This window comes from Paenibacillus sp. 2KB_22 (assembly GCF_052115745.1).
Lineage (GTDB): Bacteria > Bacillota > Bacilli > Paenibacillales > Paenibacillaceae > Paenibacillus.
Genome location: NZ_JBFRHG010000003.1, coordinates 734,893 through 757,078 on the forward strand (window position 1 = coordinate 734,893; position 22,186 = coordinate 757,078).

22 protein-coding genes are annotated in these 22,186 nt (G+C 40.9%); 21 read left to right on the forward strand and 1 reads right to left on the reverse strand.

Annotation, left to right across the window (positions count from 1 at the left end; genetic code table 11):
* Positions 1 to 17: 17 nt before the first annotated feature.
* The gene (locus AB4111_RS22010; protein ID WP_442033219.1) at positions 18 to 152 is read right to left on the reverse strand and encodes a hypothetical protein; all 135 of its coding nucleotides are present in this window, start codon (positions 150 to 152) and stop codon (positions 18 to 20) included.
* 243 nt (positions 153 to 395) lie between these two features.
* Between AB4111_RS22010 and AB4111_RS22015 the strand changes: the two genes are divergently transcribed.
* The 21 genes from AB4111_RS22015 to prfB all read left to right on the forward strand — a co-directional run bounded on the left by AB4111_RS22015 (position 396) and on the right by prfB (position 22,120).
* Positions 396 to 986 (forward strand): ComF family protein, encoded by a 591-nt coding sequence (locus tag AB4111_RS22015; RefSeq protein WP_442033220.1) that lies wholly within the window; start codon positions 396 to 398, stop codon positions 984 to 986.
* Positions 987 to 1,225: 239 nt separating this feature from the next.
* Positions 1,226 to 1,630, forward strand: a complete 405-nt coding sequence (locus tag AB4111_RS22020; RefSeq protein ID WP_310340768.1) for a TIGR03826 family flagellar region protein — start codon at positions 1,226 to 1,228, stop codon at positions 1,628 to 1,630.
* Between the two features lie 176 nt (positions 1,631 to 1,806).
* Positions 1,807 to 2,091 (forward strand): flagellar biosynthesis anti-sigma factor FlgM, encoded by a 285-nt coding sequence (flgM, locus tag AB4111_RS22025; RefSeq protein WP_047840678.1) that lies wholly within the window; start codon positions 1,807 to 1,809, stop codon positions 2,089 to 2,091.
* 11 nt (positions 2,092 to 2,102) lie between these two features.
* Positions 2,103 to 2,606 (forward strand): flagellar protein FlgN, encoded by a 504-nt coding sequence (locus AB4111_RS22030; RefSeq protein ID WP_211085529.1) that lies wholly within the window; start codon positions 2,103 to 2,105, stop codon positions 2,604 to 2,606.
* A gap of 19 nt (positions 2,607 to 2,625) precedes the next feature.
* A complete protein-coding gene (gene flgK, locus AB4111_RS22035; protein ID WP_442033221.1) occupies positions 2,626 to 4,182 on the forward strand; it encodes a flagellar hook-associated protein FlgK in 1,557 nt (518 codons plus the stop codon).
* A 26-nt stretch (positions 4,183 to 4,208) separates the two neighbouring features.
* Entirely contained in the window at positions 4,209 to 5,129 is a 921-nt protein-coding gene (gene flgL / locus AB4111_RS22040) for a flagellar hook-associated protein FlgL (RefSeq protein ID WP_442033222.1), read from the forward strand.
* A gap of 18 nt (positions 5,130 to 5,147) precedes the next feature.
* Positions 5,148 to 5,717 (forward strand): DUF6470 family protein, encoded by a 570-nt coding sequence (locus AB4111_RS22045; protein WP_442033223.1) that lies wholly within the window; start codon positions 5,148 to 5,150, stop codon positions 5,715 to 5,717.
* A 111-nt stretch (positions 5,718 to 5,828) separates the two neighbouring features.
* Positions 5,829 to 6,242: a flagellar assembly protein FliW gene (gene fliW / locus AB4111_RS22050; protein WP_442033298.1), complete on the forward strand. Its 414-nt coding sequence runs from the start codon at positions 5,829 to 5,831 to the stop codon at positions 6,240 to 6,242.
* A gap of 1 nt (position 6,243) precedes the next feature.
* The gene (gene csrA / locus AB4111_RS22055) at positions 6,244 to 6,489 is read left to right on the forward strand and encodes a carbon storage regulator CsrA (protein ID WP_024631614.1); all 246 of its coding nucleotides are present in this window, start codon (positions 6,244 to 6,246) and stop codon (positions 6,487 to 6,489) included.
* 144 nt (positions 6,490 to 6,633) lie between these two features.
* Positions 6,634 to 7,521 (forward strand): flagellin Hag, encoded by an 888-nt coding sequence (gene hag / locus AB4111_RS22060; RefSeq protein WP_442033224.1) that lies wholly within the window; start codon positions 6,634 to 6,636, stop codon positions 7,519 to 7,521.
* 163 nt (positions 7,522 to 7,684) lie between these two features.
* Positions 7,685 to 9,565, forward strand: coding sequence for a glycosyltransferase (locus AB4111_RS22065; RefSeq protein WP_442033225.1), 1,881 nt, complete (start codon positions 7,685 to 7,687; stop codon positions 9,563 to 9,565).
* Positions 9,566 to 9,587: 22 nt separating this feature from the next.
* Entirely contained in the window at positions 9,588 to 11,924 is a 2,337-nt protein-coding gene (locus AB4111_RS22070; protein ID WP_442033226.1) for a methyltransferase domain-containing protein, read from the forward strand.
* 620 nt (positions 11,925 to 12,544) lie between these two features.
* Complete coding sequence (locus AB4111_RS22075) at positions 12,545 to 12,658, forward strand: DegT/DnrJ/EryC1/StrS family aminotransferase (protein ID WP_442033227.1); 114 nt, start codon at positions 12,545 to 12,547, stop codon at positions 12,656 to 12,658.
* Between the two features lie 279 nt (positions 12,659 to 12,937).
* The gene (locus AB4111_RS22080; RefSeq protein WP_442033228.1) at positions 12,938 to 13,330 is read left to right on the forward strand and encodes a flagellar protein FlaG; all 393 of its coding nucleotides are present in this window, start codon (positions 12,938 to 12,940) and stop codon (positions 13,328 to 13,330) included.
* A gap of 12 nt (positions 13,331 to 13,342) precedes the next feature.
* Positions 13,343 to 14,827 (forward strand): flagellar filament capping protein FliD, encoded by a 1,485-nt coding sequence (gene fliD / locus AB4111_RS22085; protein ID WP_442033229.1) that lies wholly within the window; start codon positions 13,343 to 13,345, stop codon positions 14,825 to 14,827.
* A 23-nt stretch (positions 14,828 to 14,850) separates the two neighbouring features.
* A complete protein-coding gene (gene fliS, locus AB4111_RS22090; RefSeq protein ID WP_442033230.1) occupies positions 14,851 to 15,234 on the forward strand; it encodes a flagellar export chaperone FliS in 384 nt (127 codons plus the stop codon).
* Positions 15,231 to 15,590 (forward strand): hypothetical protein, encoded by a 360-nt coding sequence (locus AB4111_RS22095; protein WP_442033231.1) that lies wholly within the window; start codon positions 15,231 to 15,233, stop codon positions 15,588 to 15,590. The genes fliS and AB4111_RS22095 overlap by 4 nt, the downstream gene beginning before the upstream one ends.
* A 292-nt stretch (positions 15,591 to 15,882) precedes the next feature.
* Positions 15,883 to 16,080 carry a cold shock domain-containing protein gene (locus AB4111_RS22100; protein ID WP_024631599.1) on the forward strand — a complete coding sequence of 66 codons (198 nt, stop codon included), beginning with the start codon at positions 15,883 to 15,885 and terminating at the stop codon, positions 16,078 to 16,080.
* A 432-nt stretch (positions 16,081 to 16,512) separates the two neighbouring features.
* The gene (gene hpf / locus AB4111_RS22105; protein WP_047840659.1) at positions 16,513 to 17,076 is read left to right on the forward strand and encodes a ribosome hibernation-promoting factor, HPF/YfiA family; all 564 of its coding nucleotides are present in this window, start codon (positions 16,513 to 16,515) and stop codon (positions 17,074 to 17,076) included.
* Positions 17,077 to 18,061: 985 nt separating this feature from the next.
* A complete protein-coding gene (secA, locus tag AB4111_RS22110) occupies positions 18,062 to 20,566 on the forward strand; it encodes a preprotein translocase subunit SecA (RefSeq protein WP_442033232.1) in 2,505 nt (834 codons plus the stop codon).
* A 440-nt stretch (positions 20,567 to 21,006) separates the two neighbouring features.
* A protein-coding gene (gene prfB / locus AB4111_RS22115) for a peptide chain release factor 2 (protein ID WP_124116498.1) occupies positions 21,007 to 22,120 on the forward strand; the annotation gives its coding sequence in 2 pieces (ribosomal slippage) (positions 21,007 to 21,078 and positions 21,080 to 22,120; 1,113 coding nt in all).
* Positions 22,121 to 22,186 lie beyond the last annotated feature (66 nt).

A 22,186-nucleotide genomic window follows, 5' to 3' on the forward strand; every position in this document is an offset into this window, starting at 1 on the left:
GAATTAGCATCCATATTTCAAAGTACACACAGCGTATATTCCCTACATACCATTAGATTCTCCAGACCAGATTGGAGGTTTACACCATTATGTTTAACTGGCTCAGCAACATCACCGATCATGCTCAGCACCTTACCCAACGCCTCCATCATCTGCTCGCCCCACCTGGAGCGACTTGTCTGACATGTGGCACTAGAGCGCTTCTGTCTTCAACTTATCCGGGCATATGCCTACGTTGTGTGAAGCAGATTCCATGGATTCGTTCCATCCGCTGTCTGCGGTGTGGTCGGGGTGTCGGATGCCCGGACTGTGCTCGTCCACATATGCAAAACCGTTCTTTTATCCTCAACCGCAGCGCCGTACAGTACAACCCTCTTATGAAAGAATGGATAGGCATGTACAAATTCAGAGGTCATGAAAGATACGCGCCGCTCTTAACCGCCCTGTTGATTCAAGCCTTTCAAGCGATGAGCGATGAACAAAATTCTGTTTTGGCAAAAGGACCCCCGGCCCCCGTGGCTCATCTAGCCACGCCTGCTCAACAAACGAAACTGCAATGGCGGCCTGCCGCGGTCACCTATGTTCCCGTGAGCAGCGAGCGCCTGGCCGAGCGCGGCTTCAATCAGGCGGAGCGGCTGGCTGCTGGGCTCGCCACCGCTTGCCGCCTACCCATCGTTGATCTGTTGCAACGCCAGATCAACACCACCAAACAAAGCTTTAAATCACGCGGTGAGCGTATCGAAACGATGAAGAACGTTTTTTCCATCAACCCGGATGGCATGCATTTAATTGAAGAACTAAACAATGGGTCTCATCTGCCAACACAAAAGGGTATATCACATGCTAAACCCATACAGATCCTGCTAGTCGATGATATATACACAACAGGGAGCACCTTGGACGCTTGTGGGCAGGTTATCTTAAATACTGGTTTTACCATGGGAATTCCGGTTGAGATTTACACATTAACACTGGCAAGATCCTGATTAATATATAGGCTTTTAATGTATTTATGGAATAAAATTGTTTTTAATGTGCGAATAGCATGCTCTGTGGGAAGAGATTTGAGCTATTTTTTAAGAAATGGCCATGAGTTGGCTTTCGTATATATGCATCCTGTTCTCTCTTTTGTTTTATAAATAGACTATGGATTCATCCGAGAAAATAAGGTAATGTATAGTTATTATCTATTCGGAAATGGAAGTTTGAGAGGGGCGTTTTAGCGATGAATCTAGGTAATTGTCCTCGCTGTGGTAAATTATATGCGTTGAATTTTCGAGATGTATGTTCAAACTGTATTAAGGAAATAGAGAAGGAATATCAGATCTGTGTAGATTATTTGCGTGAAAACAAGGGCACCAACATACAGGAGCTATCCGATGCAACAGAGGTTTCAATTAAAAACATTACCAAGTTCATCCGCGAGGGACGAATTTCCATCGAGAACGCCCCGAATATGATGTATCCTTGTGAAGTATGCGGAACATTGATTCGTGAGGGTCACATGTGTGACTCTTGCCGTAATCGTTTAACGAAAGACTTGGCAGGAGCAGCTCGTGAAGTAGGTCAGAAGGATAACAACAATGTAGGCGGACGAACCTACAATGCTGTCGACAAACTACGCGATTAATAGGAGCGAGGGCTCAAATACATGTTTTGCTATAACAAATGTTTTGAAACGTACCGATAAACTTATTAAAGATTATCGGTTTTTTTAATTATCCTAATTATTTTTAGAGCATAAAGATAAAGTAAGAAAAACGTATATCGTCGTAGAACCCTAATATGGAAGGAAGTGCATTTTAAATGAAAATCAATGAACCGAGTAGAATTGGCGCCATCAATTCATATCAAAGGAACGTTGAATCCAATCAGCAGGCTGATGCTAAGAAGAGCCGCCGTAAGGACGAGGTATCCATTTCTCCGGAGGCGATGAAGATGCTTGAGGAACAAAGTCGTACACAGGATGCAGGACGCATACAGCGGATACAGGAACTTAAAGAACAAGTGAGTTCGGGAACGTATCAGGTAGATAGTAGTAAGCTTGCTGACAAGCTGCTGCCGTATTTTAAGTCTTTTGATAAGGAATAGGTGATCACGTAATGGCAGCACTGGACAGATTAATTGCAGTTTTGCAGCAAATGGAACAAAGTCACCGCGATATGCTGGCACTCAGCGAGGTCAAGAGACAGGTCATTGTCAAAAACGATGTGGATGAACTCATTGCACTCCTCAACAAAGAATCTCGTTTCATGAAACAACAGGAGCCATTGGAGATCGAGCGGCAGAGCGCAGTTCACGAACTGCTACAGGAGCGAGGCATCAAGTCCATGCTGAACCTGAATATCACCGAAATCTCGAAGCTGATTTTTGATCCGGCTGACAAACTGCGATTGCTCGAAGTCCAGAAGAAGCTGGCGGGAACACTGCAGGAGTTAAAAGAAATTAATCAACTGAATCAAATGCTAATCGAGCAATCCTTGATGTTTATTGATCTCTCAATGGACATCTTCGCTTCTCGACCAGAACAGGATGCCACATATCAGCATCCTGCTGATAAGAACGGTAATCCAGGGCGAATCGGTCTGTTTGACACGCGTGCCTGATTAATTAGGGGGAAACTAGGTGACATCTACATTTCATTCAATCGAAACGGCTAAACGCAGTTTGTTCACACAGACGACAGCTCTTAGCACAACAGGCCATAACATAGCCAATGCCAACACGGAAGGTTACTCACGCCAAAAGGTAAACATGCAGGCATCTATTCCAATGGAGCCGTTCGCATTTCTGCATAGCACAACACCAGGACAACTCGGTACAGGGGTGGAATTCGATTCCATTACACGTGTGCGTGAGAAATTTCTGGATGATCAGTATCGCAATGAAAATACCAACTTCGGGAGTTGGTCCATTCAACGAGATACACTTGAGAAACTTGAAGCTATTGTGAACGAACCATCGGACACCGGTTTTCGAACCGTTATGGATAACTTCTACAAATCATGGTCAGACCTGAGTAAGAATCCTGAGGATGTTACAGCACGGCGAATCGTAAAAGAAACGACATTGGCTCTGACCGATGCGATGAATCAGATTAGCCGCCAACTGGATGCACTCAGTCAGGATTTGGACAGTAACATTGCTGTGAAAAGCAATGAAATTCAGGGCTATCTGGGTAATATTGCGAACCTTAATAGCGCCATTGTAAAAGTCGAGTCTCTTGGCGACAATGCCAACGATTTGCGTGACCAACGTGATCTGATGACAGACAAGTTGTCCAAAATCATGAACGTTACCGTTACGGATTCTCCGCAAGGATACCAGGTTCAGATGAATGGACAGGCACTCGTCACTGGCGGGGCGGTACAAGTAGCGGTAGATCCTGCTTTTCTGAATGCTGCGTATACAGCAGGTACGCTCACTAACGGCGAGGTCCACGGCATGATTAAGTCCAGAGATACTTTGGTGACTGATTATCAGAAACAAATGGATGACTTAGCTAATACACTTGCTAACGGTGATATCGAGATCACCCTTCCTGCGGGTTCTGTCTTACCGGATAATACTGTACTGGATGGAGTTACATACACAGGTGCAGCGCGGACGCTGGCAACAGATCTGAAGGTTACAGTCAAAGGTCTGAACGGTCTGCACCAACTTGGATACAGTATGGATGGAACCAATTCGCCAGGAGTACCTTTCTTTACAGCGGCGGGCGGCGGAACAGCTATTACAGCTGGCAATATTTCATTGAATGCCGAAATCTTGGCTGATCCGAATAAGATCGCAACTTCGCTCCGTACCACTACGGATTCTTCAGGAGCAGAAACGGTGATTAAAGGTAACAATACACTGGCTAATCTGCTTGCTAATTTGAAGGATACTCCAATGAAATCCGTTGATGGTTTGCGGAATGCAACGATTGGTGCTCAATTTAGTGCGATCGTTGGACAGTTGGGTGTTCAATCTCAGGAGGCGGCACGTCAGACGTCCAATTCCGAGTTTCTCGTAGAACAAGTGGACACTCGTCGTCAATCGGTCAGTGGTGTTTCCTTGGATGAAGAGATGGCCAACATGATCAAATTCCAGCATGCTTACAGTGCTTCTGCACGTTTTATGACCACATATGATCAATTACTTGATAAACTGATTAATTCTACCGGTATGGTTGGCAGATAATTAAGAAAGGAGTGACATAACAGACGATGAGAATTACGAATAATATGTTGAGCTCGCAATTGATTCTTAACTTGAACCGGAATGCACAACAGATGAACAATACACAAACTCAATTGGCAACGGGACGGAAGATCAACAAACCTTCTGACGATCCGGTAGGGATTACGTACTCCCTTCGTTATCGTGCAGAGCTGTCTTCCAATGAGCAGTATCAAAAGAATGTGGATAGCGCTGTCTCATGGTTGGATTTTAATGATACCGTTATGGATCAAGCGGGCAGCGTGGTTCAGCGATTAAGAGAACTGACGGTGCAGGCAGCTACGGGAACTAACCCTCAATCAGCACTAGATAGTATCAATGAAGAAGTGAAGCAATTAAAAGCACAGCTTGTTGATATTTCAAACAGTACCTTGAATGGGAAGTATGTATTCAATGGTGAAACTTACGATGTTAAACCTTATGACTTCCCTACTAGTGCTGACGGTTCGTTTGATACAACTAATGCTGCTTCCGTCGTTACTGATTCGGGTAAGATTAATTTTATCGTGGGTGAGAGTGTCCAATTACCAATTAACGTGACCGGTAATGAAGTGTTTGGTGATTCTACGGAAGATGATAATCTTTTTGTAATCTTTAATACGATTAGTCAGGCTCTCGCCAGTGGGGATCAAAAGGAATTGTCCAATCAGCTTGCAAATATTGATACTCGTACAAACAAGATGCTTGCGATTCGTGCAGAGATTGGAGCAAAAACCAATCGTGTCGAACTCATGCAAGGTCGGTTAAGTGACCTTGAAGTGAACTTAACGGATTTGCAAGCAAAGGTTGAGGATGCAGACTACGCTGAATTGTCAATTAAGTCTAAGATTCAAGAAAATATATATAATGCTTCACTTTCTGCTGGTGCTAAAATTATATCTCAGTCATTAGTTGATTTTCTTAGATAACAAAGGAGAGATCATCTAATGAGTACCCTTCCAGTAGTACAAATTCACACAACGCCCACGCTATTACATATCGATGCGGACATTGGTCAGCAGTCGATTCGCCAGCCGAAGGCAGAGGTCCAGCTCCATACCAAGCCTGGTAAATTAACGGTACAAAGCCATGCAATAGAGTTGAACGTGGATCAGTCCAAAGCTTTTTCTGCCTATCATGGTGGGAATATGATCGATATGAATGCCCGAATATATTCGGGTATTCAACAATTATTCATGCAGAATATGGCTGAACGTGTGCAACAAGGGAATGATCTGGCGGCCATTCACAAACCAGGCAATACGATTGCCAATATTGTAGGAACGAATTGGCAAGCCAAACCGTTTCCAGAGACACGCACGGCAGCTTCCTCTGATAATGTGGATGTACGTGTGTTTACGCAAGCACCAGACATTCGCTTTGAAGCAGCTGAATCCGAGATGAATGTAACTGTGAACAAGCCAGAAATTGAATATCAACGTGGCAAGTTGGATATATATGTGCAGCAATATGCTTCTATACAATACACTCCGCCTACGATTGATATGGGATTATAAGATATAATGTAGAGCTATAGACGGTTATAATACCCCGCTATAGCTTTTTTTTATAAAATCATCGCCAAGGAGGCGTTTATTATTTTTATTGAGACAAGTACATGGGGAAAGATTGAAGTAGATGAAAACAGCACATATCAATTTCCAAGAGGTCTACCTGGGTTTGAAAACGAAACTAGTTTTGCACTAATCCCTTGGGAAGACACACCATTTAGTTATTTACAATCATTAACGGAGAAAGAGCTCTCTTTCTTGGTAGTCAATCCTTTTGAGTTTAAGCAGGACTATAGTTTTGAACTGAGTGAAGAAGATAAAGAAGAACTCAAAATCGAAGAAGATGTAGCCGTTTATTCTATAGTCACTATACATTCAGATGTGACAAAATCAACGATGAATCTCTTGGCCCCAGTTATAATTAATCCTGCACATCGGGTAGGCAAGCAAGTTGTCCTTCAACAAACAGGTTATATGACTAAACATCTCATATGGACAGAAGAAGCGACTTCGGCGAAGGAGGGGGTCTGAAATGTTAGTATTGTCACGTAAAAAGGGAGAATCTATTATCATTCAAGATAATATTGAGGTAACTGTATTGGCAGTGGAAGGTGATACAGTACGGATTGGTATCTCTGCCCCCAAGCACATTGATATCTTTCGGAAAGAGGTATATGCCTCTATTCAGGAGGCTAATCGAGAGTCTGCAAAACCGGATGCTCCTAGTGTCGCTGCTTTTATGGAGTTGCTCCAAGGCATTGAAAACAAAAAAAAATAAAAATATTCCAATTTACTATTAACAGTTCTTCTCTTCCTGTCGATATATAGTTTAGACGCTGCTTCGGCAGGGCGGCCGACCTTAATGTCGCGGCGTTTACCACAAGGATGTGGAACTAACTTATTTTCAGGGAGGAAATTTCTAATGATTATCAACCACAATATCGCTGCAATGAACACTCACCGTCAATTGGGTGCAAACACAGCCAACACAAACAAGGCTATCGAAAAATTGTCTTCCGGTCTGCGTATTAACCGCGCTGGTGACGATGCTGCAGGTTTGGCAATTTCCGAAAAAATGCGCGGTCAAATCCGCGGTTTGGATATGGCTACTAAAAACGGTCAAGACAGCATTTCCTTGATCCAAACAGCTGAGGGTGCATTGAACGAAACTCACTCCATCCTGCAACGTATGCGTGAATTGGCAGTTCAATCTTCCAATGATACGAACACAGATAAAGACCGTGAAGCTCTTCAAAACGAAGTGGATGAGTTGGCTAAAGAGATCACTCGTATCTCCAATACAACTGAGTTCAACACGAAGAAATTGTTGGATGGTGCTGCTAAGACTGGTTCTGGCGTACAAAGCGCATCTGACCTTACGTTCCACATTGGTGCAAACGCAGGCCAAAACATTACTTTGTCAATCTCAGCTATGGATGCTTTCAGTTTAGGAGTAGCTGGTGGCGGTGCATCTACACAAGGAACAACAGCTGCAACAGCTGCTTCTGGTATTGCTATTTCGACTCAAAAATCTGCTGATGCTGCAATTACAACGATCAACACAGCAATTGAAACAGTATCTGCTGAGCGTGCTAAACTGGGTGCTTACCAAAACCGTTTGGAGCACACAATCAACAACTTGGGAACAACTTCCGAGAACCTTTCTGCTGCTGAATCCCGTATTCGTGACGTAGACATGGCGAAAGAAATGATGAACCAAACGAAAAACAACATCTTGGCTCAAGCTTCCCAAGCTATGTTGGCACAAGCAAACCAACAGCCACAAGCTGTTCTGCAATTGCTTCGTTAATCTTATATTTACAGGAAAAGCCTGCCAGGAACTCTGGTGGGCTCTTTTTTTATACTTATATACATTGTATTTATTTTCAAGTTTGTAATTTACTAAACGACTAATAAAATATGTGATTTACACCGACATATATAGTAAGACTTTGAGAGATGAGAGGAATAATATGACCCCTACAATATCACTGTGCATGATAGTAAAAAATGAAGAAAAAGTTTTAGGTCGTTGCTTGGAAAGCGTTCAAAGCATCGTTAATGAAATCATTGTCGTAGACACAGGATCAACTGATTCAACTCTTGATGTTGCTCGGAAGTATACGGATAAAATTTATTCTTTTGAATGGGTAAATGATTTTTCTGCAGCACGAAATGAGTCCATTAAACATGCTACTTCAGACTATATCCTTATACTGGATGCTGATGAATATTTGGATGAAAATGCTGATTTTGAGAAGGATCTACTACATTCTTGTGATTACTACTCTTTCAATATAAACAATCAAATGGAATTAGGAATGTCATTTAATCATACAGCAGTGAGGCTTTTTAAAAGATCCTTGGGTTTAGTTTATGAAAATAGGTTACATGAGCATCTCAATATAATAGAGGACAGTTCGAGATTTATTAGTGGAGAGTCGAGTAATTTAATAAATCATGTTGGATATGCTGATGCCAAACTTCTTGAGGATAAAAAAAACAATAGAAATTTACCACTAATGAAATTAGAAGTAAAAGAAAAACCTAATGCATACAATTTATACAATATGGGACAAACATATTTTGGTATTGGTAAGTATAAGGAAGCAGCAGAATATTTTAAGAAAGCATATCCACTAAGTAAGGACAGAGTGTTTCTTCCAGAGCTTCTTACTAAACTTGCATATGCCGTAGCTGAGCTGAAACAAACCGAAGAGGCTCTATATATATTAACAGATTCTGTAATGTTATTCCCGCAAGAAACTGAGATGATTTATATTTTAGGACTGGTTTATCAAAATGCAGGGTACTATAGAGATTCTGAGGCGTGTTATCGCAAGTGTATTGAACTTGGAGATCAGGGATATTACGTTACTGAAGGAAGCGGAGGATATCTAGCACACTTAAGGTTATCAGAACTTTATGAGCAACATGGACGCTTGGAAGATAGCTTATCAGAAGTGATTAATGTACTTAATTTGAAAAAGAATTTTATACCAGGGATTCAGCAATATTTAAAGTTATTTCCAAAATTAAAAATAAAGTTTAACGACTTTGAAGATATATTGACCCAAATTTATTTAATTGAGAATGTGGACGATTTACAGTTGTTACTTAATAATGTGTATGGAGCACGAAATCCCTTACTAGATTATTATTTGACTCGATACAGTATAAATGCACAACCTAATATAGTAGCAACAGCGAAAATATATAGTAAAAAGTATGAAGAAGCAAAGCTGCTTTGGACTCAGATTGAGGATAAGGAAAAAGAAAATGGGAAGGATTTATTATTAATTTCTATACTGCTATCAGAAGATTCTTTTTTAGAAGACATTCAACAATTATTTAATTTGAGTAATAAAGAAATGAAGATTCTCAACCAAATTGTAACTGCTCGTAGTGGTAAAGTTGTATTAACTACAAAGCTTGAAAATATGTTAATGGAAGTTTGCATGTATTTAATTATCTTGGAAGAGTTTGATCGTTTCCAATGGCTTGCAGAGATAATGATAGGATCTAAGCAAGAGATTAGACTCAGGCTCAGTAAGCTTTTAAGTGAATATGGTTTTGATGAACTTGCGATCGATCTATTAATTGTAGTATTCGAGAATCAACCCAATAATGTTGAGGTTGTAGGAACTTTAGGCGACTTATGCTTACGTAATAATTATTTTGAAGATGCACAATTATTCTATACGAAGCTTCTTACTGTTGAACCCAAATATCACTCATATGAAAGAGTTTTGAATTATTACGAAAAAGTAAATGACATTGAAGGTGTTAATAATATAAAAATGGAAATAAAAAATAAATTCCCCTATTCATTAGAATCTAGAACGATAAATTGAAGATTCGGAACGGAGATGTTTTATGAATTATAACGATATGAATAAATATTCTAGTCTTTTCAAAACCAATATAGAGGAACTTATCAGTACCGGGTATTTACTAGAGGCGAAAAGTTATATTGAGGAATACGAACTCCTTCAAAAGAATGATCATGATCTTTTTTCAATTAAAGGTATTATTGCAATTCATGAAGGGGACTTGAGTCAAGCTAAGTTATTTTTCGAAGAGGGACTAAAACAAAAACCATATGATGTACATCTGATTTATAATCTCGCTTATGTATATGAGCTTCAGGATAAATATATCAGTGCGTACAGAGAGTATAAGAAGCTAAAAGACTTAGCTTCGGATGAAATACTACAGTCAGCAGAATCGAAATTGTTAGAACTGGAATCAATATCATCTGTAAAAGAATATACAACTAGAAAAAAAGTGTTGATTATAGCTTATATTTTCCCGCCTATTGGTGGCTCAGGAGTTCAAAGGACGTTAAAATTTGTTAAGTATTTAAGGGGGTTTGGATGGGAACCTGTTGTGCTAACGGTGGGTGAGACTCAATCCAATTTAATGGATTATAGTTTGGGGGAGGAGATTCCTTCCGAAATAGAGATCATTCGAATATCAGAGCAAGTAGAAGTAGACATTAACTTCATAAACAGGTTAGTAGGAATTTATCAAATTGTTGTGAATAATCAAGAAATTATGACAAAATACGTTGGTGCACTCAATTCGAACCCACAGCTAATAAACAAGTACGGGTTGTTGCCGGATCCAGCAATTGTGTTCGTCAAAGAAGCATTTGATCAAATAGGTGATCTTGTTGATTTTAAAGAAATAGATCTTATATATTCAACTTCCGGTCCATATTCGGATCATATACTTGGATATTTATTGAAAATTGAGTATGAAAAAAAGTGGGTTGTAGACTTCAGGGATGAATGGACAAATAATCCTTATATTGAGTACAACCAAGACGATTTGATTTATACAATATTCCGCGAGATGGAAAAGAATATTTTACAAAGTAGCGACAGAGTTCTCTCTATTACTTCCCATGCTAAATCCAACTATGTTAATGATTTTAGAATCAACGAACAGAAAATCATTACAATAACTAATGGATATGATGAAGAAGATTTTGAGAATTTATACAATGAAAAATTAAACGTTGATTCTAACAAGAAATTTACAATCATGCATAATGGGCTTCTCTATATGATTAGAACACCTGAAACCTTTCTAAAGGCTGTTGCTAACTTGTTGGAAAAAGGTTTGATACCTGAAGATCGGATTGAAATTTTATTCACTCAAACAGATGATGATAACAAATGGCAGGAAATCTCTAATGAGATGGGACTAGAAGATAATGTGAAATTTCTTGGCTATTTAGATCATCACACAAGTCTTATTCAAGCAAATAACTGTGATCTTTTACTTCTAATCGTAGGTCCGGGAGAAAGGAACAAATCTATACACACAGGCAAAGTGTTTGAATATTTACGGCTCGGTAAACGGATTCTTGCTCTTTCGCCTGAAGGAAGTCTTGTGGAAGAATTGATAAATGATACTCAACGCGGGTTGAATTGTGATTTTAATGACATTCAAAAGATGGAAGATTATATTCTCCAAATGTATAAGCAATGGGAAGCAGGCGCATACACAGACTTGGAAGTTACAGGGAAAATTGAAATGTACCAAAGGAAGCAATTAACCAAAAATTTAAGTGAAGTTTTTAATGAAATAGTTTCTTTACCAGCAAAAACACAGAGCATTCAATTGAAGGAAATGAACAGCGAATTCTATGATAGGGTGTTTGAATCAGGCGGTTGGAATGAAACCTATTATAAACATTACACTGAGATCCATTACTATGAAATATGGAAAAAAGCAGTTGAAATAATCAAATCTCAAGAAGACCCAATGGTATTTGAAATCGGTTGTGGACCGGGTCAGTTTGCTAATCTTTTATTTGATAATCAAATTACAGGTTATATTGGTATGGATTTTAGTTCGGAAGCAATAAAACACGCAAAAATCCGGAACGATAAACTAAGATCATTATTCTATGTTGATGATGTGTACAAGACAGAACTATTCGAACTTGGCTATAACGTTGCTATACTGTTCGAGATCTTGGAGCATTTGGACGGGGACTTGGAAGTTTTAAGTAGATTGAAGTTAGGAACGAACATTCTTTTCTCTGTTCCTAACTTTTACTCTGAAGGACATGTTAGATGGTTTAAATCAAAAATGGAGGTAGCAAAGCGTTATAATGTTTTGGTTGACATTCAAGATATAAATGTATTTGATGTTGGGGGAAATAATAAAATATTTTTAGTTCATGCTGTGAAGAATTAAAACATTATATTTGTCTTCTTGTAAGTAACGTTCTTATGAAAATATAATAGTCGTCGGTGCTAAAAACTTAGTTTATGGGACAGTGCTATGTATATTTTGTTAAGAAGAAGCATGTTGAAATACTAAATCATAGGGTCAACATTAAGGTTTTAAATATATCTGTAGTATTTTTCAAGAGTTATCTATTATAAAGTCTGATTATAACTTATATTTGGTTGAGGGCGAAATAGAGACCAAACTGAACAAAATCTTGATGGTAATTAAGAGATTATGGATACATCTGAAGCCATTAATTGAGTTTTTACAAACGTAAGAATTCCACAATGGAGTATTTTAGAAAAACTTAAAGATAGAACTGCTATACTGCGGGAATTGGACTTGGCTATGTGGGGGTGCTACTGGCCATTGAGAAAGCGGAAGTAGGATTCAAAACATTGGGTTTAATATTCAGTCTTCGAAAGTAGACCAGTCAACTACGTATCTTCTATACCTAAGATTTATTAAAGTCTATATATAAAGGTCGATAATGGTATGTGGTGTAAGCTCCTCTACATTGAGTATCCATACCTGGCTTTGCATATAACCAGATCTCTGTTATTTATCTCAGAAGGCGAGTGAGTATGGTTTTTGCATTTTATTCTACTGGGAGGATCGTATCTTTGTGTGGGGCAAATCCTGTATTTGTTGATGTATGTGCGGACGCGTTTAATATTGACACGACTAAGTTAGAATAAGCTATTGGAAGCTGTTCTTTAGAAGATGTTATTCCCTAGGGTAGTAATCCCTGTAGATCTGTTTGGCCTCCCTGCTGACCATGAGAAAATTGCAAATAAGCACGGTATATTAGTTCTTGAATATGCAGCACAAGGCATTGGTGGAAAAATCAAGTCGGAATTTCTCCTTAAGAAACTTTTTTACACCTCTATCTTTTATGTTCGAAGCTGTAATCTCTCTTCAATCTTACACCCGACTAACCGATATATATAATAAATAATTCCATCGGGGGATGAACGATGAATCTACAGTTCTCACTTTCAACGAATTCAGTGAACAACAGTACTTCAAGTTCTTTAAGTCAACCAAGTGAAGCATCAGTAAATCCGAATGCACAACTCATTCAAGCGGTGAGAAACGGCGTTGATCTGTCTAAGCTTGAACGGCAAGGGATTAGCATTCCGTCTGGTGACGAACATCTTATTAAAGCGATCGACAAAGCTGTAAAAGCCCTTCAGGGACCCACAACAACTTTGGAGATGAGCGTTCATGAAAAAACTCATCAAATCTTAGTCAAAGTCCTTAATAAAGAAACCGGTGAATTGATTCGGGAGATTCCACCAGAAAAAACATTGGACTTGGTAGCTAAGATGATGGAAATTGCCGGTATTTTGATTGATGAAAAGGTATAGGAGGTTAGGATAATGAACATGCGAATCAATGGCTTTTCAGGTATGGATATTGACAGTATGGTCAAATCTCTTATGACAGTGAAGAGAGTACCACTTGATAAGTTAAATCAACAAAAACAGATTCTGGATTGGACCAGGGATAGCTATAGACAACTTAATAGTAAAATTGTGCAGTTAAGCAACAAATTGCAACAAATGGATTTGTCCGCAGCCACCAATACACAAAAATCGACGGTCAGTGGAAATACAACAGCTGTTAGAGCAGAGGCAAACGCAGATGCAGCTTCTGTAACAATGAATGTTGAAGTGAAAACATTGGCTAAAAAGGCTAATCTACAAACCGAAACAGTGCTAACTACAGGGACGGCCACTGCAAAAGCAAGCTTGAATACTACGCTAGCGCAGCTTGACCAATCAGGCTTACCTAAGGCTGAATATGAACTTCATATTAATGATAAATCGTTAGTATTTAAAGATACAGATTCTTTGTCTAGCGTAATTTCTCGGATTAATTCTGAAATCCCAACAGCTAATGCAAGTTATGATGAGATCAGTGGTAAGTTAACGATCACTTCAAGAGAGAATGGGAAAGTAATCACAGGGACGGGGGATGGCGGGGTAGTAAAGTCCAGTTCGTTATCAGATGTACTAGGTTTGAAAGCGAATGTAGCTGTGCCAGGATTAGTGACTATTACCACCTCTCCAGGTGTTAGTCGGGATTATACAACTACTGGAGATACGTTGTTAGTCAATGGTGTGAATTTGACCCTGTTAGAAACGAACGCAGGCTCACCCAGCAAGGTTTCAACACAGTCCGATCCTACAAAAGCAATGGAGACGATTAAATCCTTTGTGGATACCTACAATGAATTATTAGGATTAATGAACACAAGATTATCAGAAGAAAAGTATCGTGATTACGCACCTTTGACGGCAGAGCAAAAGAAGGATATGAAGGAAGATGACATTAAAAACTGGGAAGAGCGAGCCAAAAGTGGGCTTTTGAAGAATGATACCATTCTAAGCTCGGCCGTAGCCTCAATGAGGTCTGTCATTACAGGAAACTTAAAAGTGCTAAGTGAGGCTGGAATTACAACAGGGCAATATTATGAAAAGGGTAAGCTACAGATTGATGAAGTAAAACTTAAAAATGCATTGGACAGTAATCCGGATAGAATCCTAAGTGCTTTTAGAGGCCCGTCTTCCGACCCCAAAGCTCCTCCTATATTTAGTGAATTAAGGAAAGAATTGAATTCAACTCTGGATATGCTAGTCAAAAAAGTAGGTACCTCCAAGACGGACACTGATGCAAGCATGACTCTCAAAACGGAGAGTAGTATGGGCCAACAATTGAAAAATTACAATAATAGGATTTCAGACTTGGATAGAAAAATGATTACTTGGGAAACTCGATATTATAAACAGTTTGCCGCTATGGAAAAAGCAATGAGTCAGTTCCAGTCTCAGTCCTCCAGTTTATCAGGTTATTTTCAATAAAATAAAAGGGGGAATACTTTGGCATGATTACATCTCCTTATGACAAGTATAAGCAGTCTTCAGTTCAAACATCTACTCCAGGGCAATTGGTTATTATGTTGTATGATGGTGCAATTCGATTCACTAAAATGGGCTTAGAAGGAATTAAAAACAAGGATTATTCCAAAGCCAATATAAACCTGGGCAAAGCTCAAACAATTGTCAGTGAGTTAATGTCTACGTTAAATCTATCTTATCCTGTCTCTAAAGATTTGTTCTCGCTATATGAGTACATGAACCATTTGTTGATTCAAGCCAATATCAAAAAAGATATCAAGCATGGGGAAGAAGCTCTGGGATATTTTCAGGAACTGCGTGAAACCTGGGTTGTAGCAAGCAAACAAGCAATGGGAGCTCCAGCTCAATGAGTAGTAGTAACAATACTTTGATAAACAATGTTCTCAGCCAACTTTCTGAGCTTACGCAGAATTTTATCAAAGATTTAGAAATTCAAGATTCTGATCATGTAGAACAATTTGTTGAAGAGCGCCAACTTCTAGTGCAGCAATTACATGATGTTTTGGACGTTCAAGTGATGAGTGGTCTACAAAAAGAAGCGTTGAAGCAAGTTTTGGCATATGACACGATAATTGAGCAACGTATGTCATCACTTAAAAATGAAGCGCAGGAATGGTTGCTCCAACGAAATACGGCGAAAACACAGCGTACGGTATATGAATCCAAGTATGCTTCCGAGAGTTATCTTATGGATAAACGAAAGTAGTACCAATCTATCCTATTATTATCACGAAACCCCGTACTGACAAATACTCAGTACGGGGTTTCTCGTGTTATCATTAATACATCAAAAATAGACTTATCAACCCTCCGATAAACTGATATATTCAAGTTATCCTACCATTCAACACAATCCCCAATTAATCTACAAAAAATTCCAAGAAAACATTTACTTTTCCAATTGACAATGGATAACTTTGGATGGTATTATCTGAATTGTGGGCAGAGGTTAAAGCCGAAAGCTTCACTTCATTTGATGACGAAGGGAATGTTAGTGCATGCAAGGTAAAGTAAAATGGTTCAACGCAGAAAAAGGTTACGGTTTCATTGAGACTGAAGATGGCGGCGACGTATTCGTACATTTCTCCGCAATTCAATCCGAAGGATTCAAAACTTTGGAAGAAGGTCAATCCGTAGAATTCGACATCGTCGAAGGCGCGCGTGGACCGCAAGCAGCTAACGTAATCAAATTATAATCATCCGGACAATCCGACCTACATATATGGTTAGATGGTTACCAAATTGAATTATCGCTAGCATCAGACTCCGGTACTTTCCGGGGTCTTTTTTTGTTTTAATAGATTCAAGATGTAGATCATTCCGGGAACAGTATTTTTGTGAGTTTAATAGATTAAAGCAGTAGATTCAAGAGATCGAGTGAAGTTCATTTTACATATTAGATTGAGGTGGCTCAAAAACGGTTAATTACATCATCAAGCGCCTAATAACTCATACCAACTAAATATTCGATTATGGCTGAATATGATGAAATATCGCGAAATATGGCGTTATGCCTACGTTGGCAGATGTGGCTTGAACAGATGTCATTATTCGGTCACCGGGAGTTTTTACATGGCGCTTACATTCGTGTTATAATGAAGTGGCAAAGGAAAAAGGAGGAGTGCCCTATGAATTTAAGTATTCGAGGTCAACAAATCGAGGTTACTGATGCTTTGAAGGATTATGTCGACAAAAAGTTGAGTAGACTCGAGAAGTATTTCGATGCACCCCTTAACTCTGACGGTGCTGTTACATTGAGCACAACGAGAGGTTTGCATACGGTAGAGGTGACGATCCCTTTGAAAGGCATTGTGCTCCGCGCTGAGGATGAGAGCGATGATATGTATGCATCCATTGACTCCGTGGTGGACAAGCTGGAACGTCAGATCCGCAAACACAAAACAAAAATTAACCGTAAGTTCCGCCAGGAAGGCAGCCTGAAAACGCTCTTCGTTGAAGATCCAACAGGCACTGTAGCTACAGCTGAACTGGATGCGGACACGGATGACGATGATCTGGAAGTTGTACGTACGAAACGCTTTATGTTGAAACCAATGGACGTTGAAGAGGCCATCCTCCAGATGAACATGGTTGGTCACAATTTCTTCGTATTCTCCAACATTGACAGTGAAGAGGTTAGCGTTGTTTACAAACGGAACGATGGCAAGTACGGATTGATCGAACAAGGTTAATCTTAAACGTACAGGATCATCGGTTCGATCTTGCATATGAATATCTAATAATAATGAACACAGGAACTGCAGTTTCCTGGATTAGGTTTAACAAGAGCTTCCATCCCTTAGGGGATGGGGCTCTTTTGTGCGTAGAGGAGCTGGGAAATGACCTTTGGAAATAAAATGGTGAAACTATTCCCTATGCTGCTGCGTCTAATAGATAGTATGAAGAATCAAAATCGGTACAATTTTGTCACCAGATTCAGATGGTTACGAAAATATTCGTACATCTACATTGGAGAACTGGATAATGAGATTTCCATCCAAATTTACCATCAAAATTCGTTGACAGGGCTGTCTACCCTGCAAATTGAAACATGACAATCGAACGCTTCCGCTAACGACTATGATTTTTTGCACTTAAACTCCATTTGATATGTCTCAGAAGTTCAAAGAAGTGTGCCGTGGCGTGTTGCGGCGGCCCTTACAAACTGTTACAATTTATGCAAAGAGAATCATTGTCCTGATGAGGAATTGTCAACGAATGATCGCTAATCATAATCAATGACAGGCACAGCACCATGAACATGATTCGCAAGGCTCGGGCTTCGGCTAGTTTTTAATAACCGAATCCGTTTGAACACCGAATCAGCTTCATGAGGAACCCTTGGCAAGCCTGGAGTTGATTCATCATATTACTTATTAGCATATGATTTGAATTTGATTTTTACACGGATGACGAAGAGGGCAGAAATGACCTGTAGAAGCGAAGCGTTCGCCTTTATCCCCGGATTTCCCCCTCTAAGAAGAGAGTTTAAAAGGAATCAGGGGATAACAGCGATCAAAAGGACATTCTGGCAACTGAGTTGACGAAGTGTAACCTTCATTAAGCTCAAACCATATTGTTTGTCACCCCCGGGGGAAAGTGGATGCAATATCCATCCGATGGTGTCGCGTGGCGGCAACAGGGGGTCTATTCTGTTTTGCACGAAAGGGGTATACCATGCTAGGACTTGTCAAAAAGATCTTCGGCGACATGAACGAACGTGATGTTAAACGTCTGATGAAGACGGTCGATGTGATCAATAAACTGGAACCACAATTTCAGGCGTTGTCTGATGAACAACTGAAAGGTAAAACGGACGAATACCGTGCTCGTATTGAAAAGGGAGAAACAACAGATGAGCTTCTTCCAGAGGCATTTGCAACCGTACGTGAGGCTTCACGCCGTGTACTGGGCAAGCGCCACTACGATGTACAGATGCTGGGCGGTATCGCTCTGCATGAAGGCCGTATTTCCGAGATGAAAACGGGTGAAGGTAAAACGCTGGTAGGAACACTGCCGGTATATCTGAACGCGTTGATGTCTAAAGGTGTACACGTGGTCACGGTCAATGATTATTTGGCACAGCGGGATAGCCAGGAAATGGGACAAATCTATGAATTCATGGGCATGACGGTAGGGGTTAACCTGAGCGGTATGGACCATGCCTTGAAACAACATGCGTATGCATGTGATATTACGTACGGAACGAACAACGAATTTGGTTTTGACTATCTGCGTGACAACATGGTGCTATACAAAGAGCAAATGGTACAACGTCCATTGTTCTTCTGTATCATTGATGAAGTAGACTCCATCTTGGTCGATGAGGCGCGTACGCCACTCATTATCTCTGGACAAGCTCAGAAATCGACGGACATGTACTATGCAGCAGATCGCTTTGTGAAACGTCTGGTGCCAGAGGAAGACTTTACGGTAGACATCAAGGTGAAATCCGTAGCGTTGACTGAGGCGGGTGTGGCAAAAGCAGAGAAAGCATTTGGTATCGAGAACTTGTATGATCATGCCAACGTTACGCTCAACCATCACATCGTGCAGGGTTTGAAAGCGAACGTAATCATGCGTCGTGACGTGGATTATGTGGTCAGTGATGAGGAAGTCATGATCGTTGATGAATTCACAGGTCGTCTGATGTCTGGACGTCGTTACAGTGATGGATTGCACCAGGCGATTGAAGCCAAAGAAGGCATTGAAGTACAAAACGAGAGCATGACGCTTGCTACGATTACCTTCCAGAACTATTTCCGGATGTACCGTAAACTTGCGGGTATGACGGGTACAGCGAAAACCGAGGAAGAAGAGTTCAAAAAAATCTATGGTCTTGAAGTACTGCAAATTCCAACCAACCGTCCAAACAAGCGGGATGACATGGCAGATGTCGTATATAAGAGCATCGATGGCAAGTTCAATGCCGTTGTAGAAGAGATAGTGGCACGCCACAGTAAGAACCAGCCGGTTCTGGTAGGTACAGTATCCATCGAGAACTCGGAGCGCCTGTCTGACATGCTCAAACGCCGTGGTGTAAAACACCAGGTACTGAACGCCAAGTACCATGCGGAAGAAGCAGAGATCATCTCAGGAGCTGGTCAAGCGGGAGCAGTAACGATTGCAACCAACATGGCTGGACGGGGTACGGATATCATCTTGGGTGAAGGTGTAGCTGAAGTAGGCGGCCTTCATATCATCGGTACAGAGCGTCATGAATCACGCCGGATTGATAATCAGCTGCGTGGTCGTGCGGGACGTCAGGGTGACCCGGGTTCAACACAATTCTACCTGTCATTGGGTGATGAATTGATGAGACGTTTCGGTGCAGACAATGTACTGAATATGATGGAGCGCCTTGGTTTTGAAGAAGACCAACCGATTGAGAGCCGGATGATTACCCGTGCAGTGGAATCGGCGCAGAAGCGTGTTGAAGGTAACAACTTTGACGTACGTAAAGTCGTTCTCCAATATGATGATGTCATGAACCAACAACGTGAAATTATCTATAAACAGCGCCGCGAGGTGCTGGAGTCTGAAAATATCAAACAGATCGTTATGGATATGATCAAACCTTCCATTGAACGTATCGTTGAAGCACATTGTGGTGACGATATTCCGGAAAACTGGGAACTGCAGGAAGTTGCTGATTACATGAACAGCAAATTGCTGGATGATGGTTCGGTAACGAAAGATGATCTATGGGGTAAGGAAGCAGAAGAGATTATCGAGTATCTGTTTACAAAAGTTCAGAACAAGTACAATGCACGTGAAGAGCGAATTGGCGAAGAGATGGTTCGTGAATTCGAGAAAGTGGTTGTGCTCCGTGCAGTAGACAGCAAGTGGATGGATCATATTGATGCAATGGATCAATTGCGTCAAGGTATCCACCTTCGCGCCTACGGCGGTACAGATCCACTGCGTGAGTACCAGTTCGAAGGCTTCGAGATGTTCCATCAGATGATCGCTTCCATTCAGGAAGAAGTAGCGACTTATGTGATGAGAGCACAGATCGAGAGCAATCAGGAGCGTCAAGCGGTTGTTGAGGAAAGCCAGATCTCGACAAGCGGTGAACCTGCTGAGAAACGTCCAGTGAAGGTTTCTGACCAAATCGGACGTAACGATCCATGTCCATGCGGTAGTGGCAAGAAGTTCAAACACTGTCACGGTCAAGAGTAGTACAATGATTTTTATCTACACTTTAGTGTAATAAGTTGAACCTTAATTTTACACCATAACGGAGAGTGCAGAAGCAATCTGAAGAAGCGGAGTGTTCGCATTTATCCTCGGATTTTCCCCTTGAAAGAGGGAATCAAGAAAATCTGGGGATAAGAGCGATCGGAAGATGCTACTGTAATCGGACTGACAGGTGTAACATTAACTAAGTCAACTTATATAGCATGACATGAACGGCTCCTCGCAGCCGGGTATTCCATAGGATGAAGTGAAGGATGCAAAACCGATGAATGGTGCATAGTTATAATAATATGACCATGATCACGGAGGAGAGATATACTGATACAACAGTAATCTCAACACCACGGTGGTGCATCTGATACCTGATCTGAAGGAATGCCCTGGATGCGGGGAGCTTATCTTAATGAAAAGAGGAATTGCACATGATCGATCCAAATGTGAAGCATGACCTGCGTGAAATAGGCAAGAAACTAACAAACCTTAGGGGGTCTCTTTGACTTAGATCTGAAGCAAGAGATGATTGGCAACTTCGAAGTGAAGATGTCTGCTCCGGATTTTTGGGACGACAGTGATAAGGCGCAATCTGTAATCGCTGAGCTGAATGCGGTAAAAGGATCTGTAGATCAATACACCAAACTTCAGCAGGATTATGATGACGCAGTGATGATGATAGAGCTGGCAGATGAAGAAGGCGATGAAGACCTCGCTACCGAGATTGGTAACAGTATTACAGCAATCGTGAATAAGGTCGCAGAGTTCGAACTTCAGCTTCTCCTGAATCAGCCATACGATAAGATGAATGCGATTCTGGAGCTTCACCCGGGTGCGGGTGGTACCGAGTCTCAGGATTGGGGCCAGATGCTTCTTCGCATGTACACACGTTGGTCTGAGAAGCGAGGCTTCAAGGTGGAGGTACTGGATTATCTGCCAGGTGATGAGGCTGGGATCAAGAGTGTTACGTTGTCGATCAAGGGACATAACGCTTATGGTTATCTGAAAGCTGAGAAGGGTGTACACCGACTGGTGCGGATTTCTCCTTTTGACTCATCGGGCCGTAGACATACGTCCTTCGTATCCTGTGATGTGGTACCGGAGATTGATGACACGATTGAATTGGATATTCGTACAGAGGACCTCAAGATCGATACGTACCGGGCAAGTGGTGCGGGTGGACAACATATCAATACTACCGACTCCGCCGTACGGATTACTCACCTTCCAACAGGTGTAGTTGTAACGTGTCAGAATGAACGTTCACAGATCAAGAACCGTGAGCGAGCGATGACGATGCTCCGTTCGAAATTGTATGAGCGTAAAATTGAAGAGCAAAAACAACAGCTGGATGAAATCCGAGGAGATCAGTCGGATATTTCATGGGGTAGCCAGATTCGCTCCTATGTGTTCCATCCCTATAGTATGGTAAAGGATCACCGTACAAGTGTAGAGACAGGAAACACAGGAGCAGTAATGGACGGCGACCTCGATGCATTCATCGATGGTTATTTGCGTAGCCAGATTAAAGTAGAAACCGATTAAAATAAGTTCCTGTATGGACCCATGCGTGTAGGCGTATGCTGGTGTATACAGGAGCTTTTTTTTGAA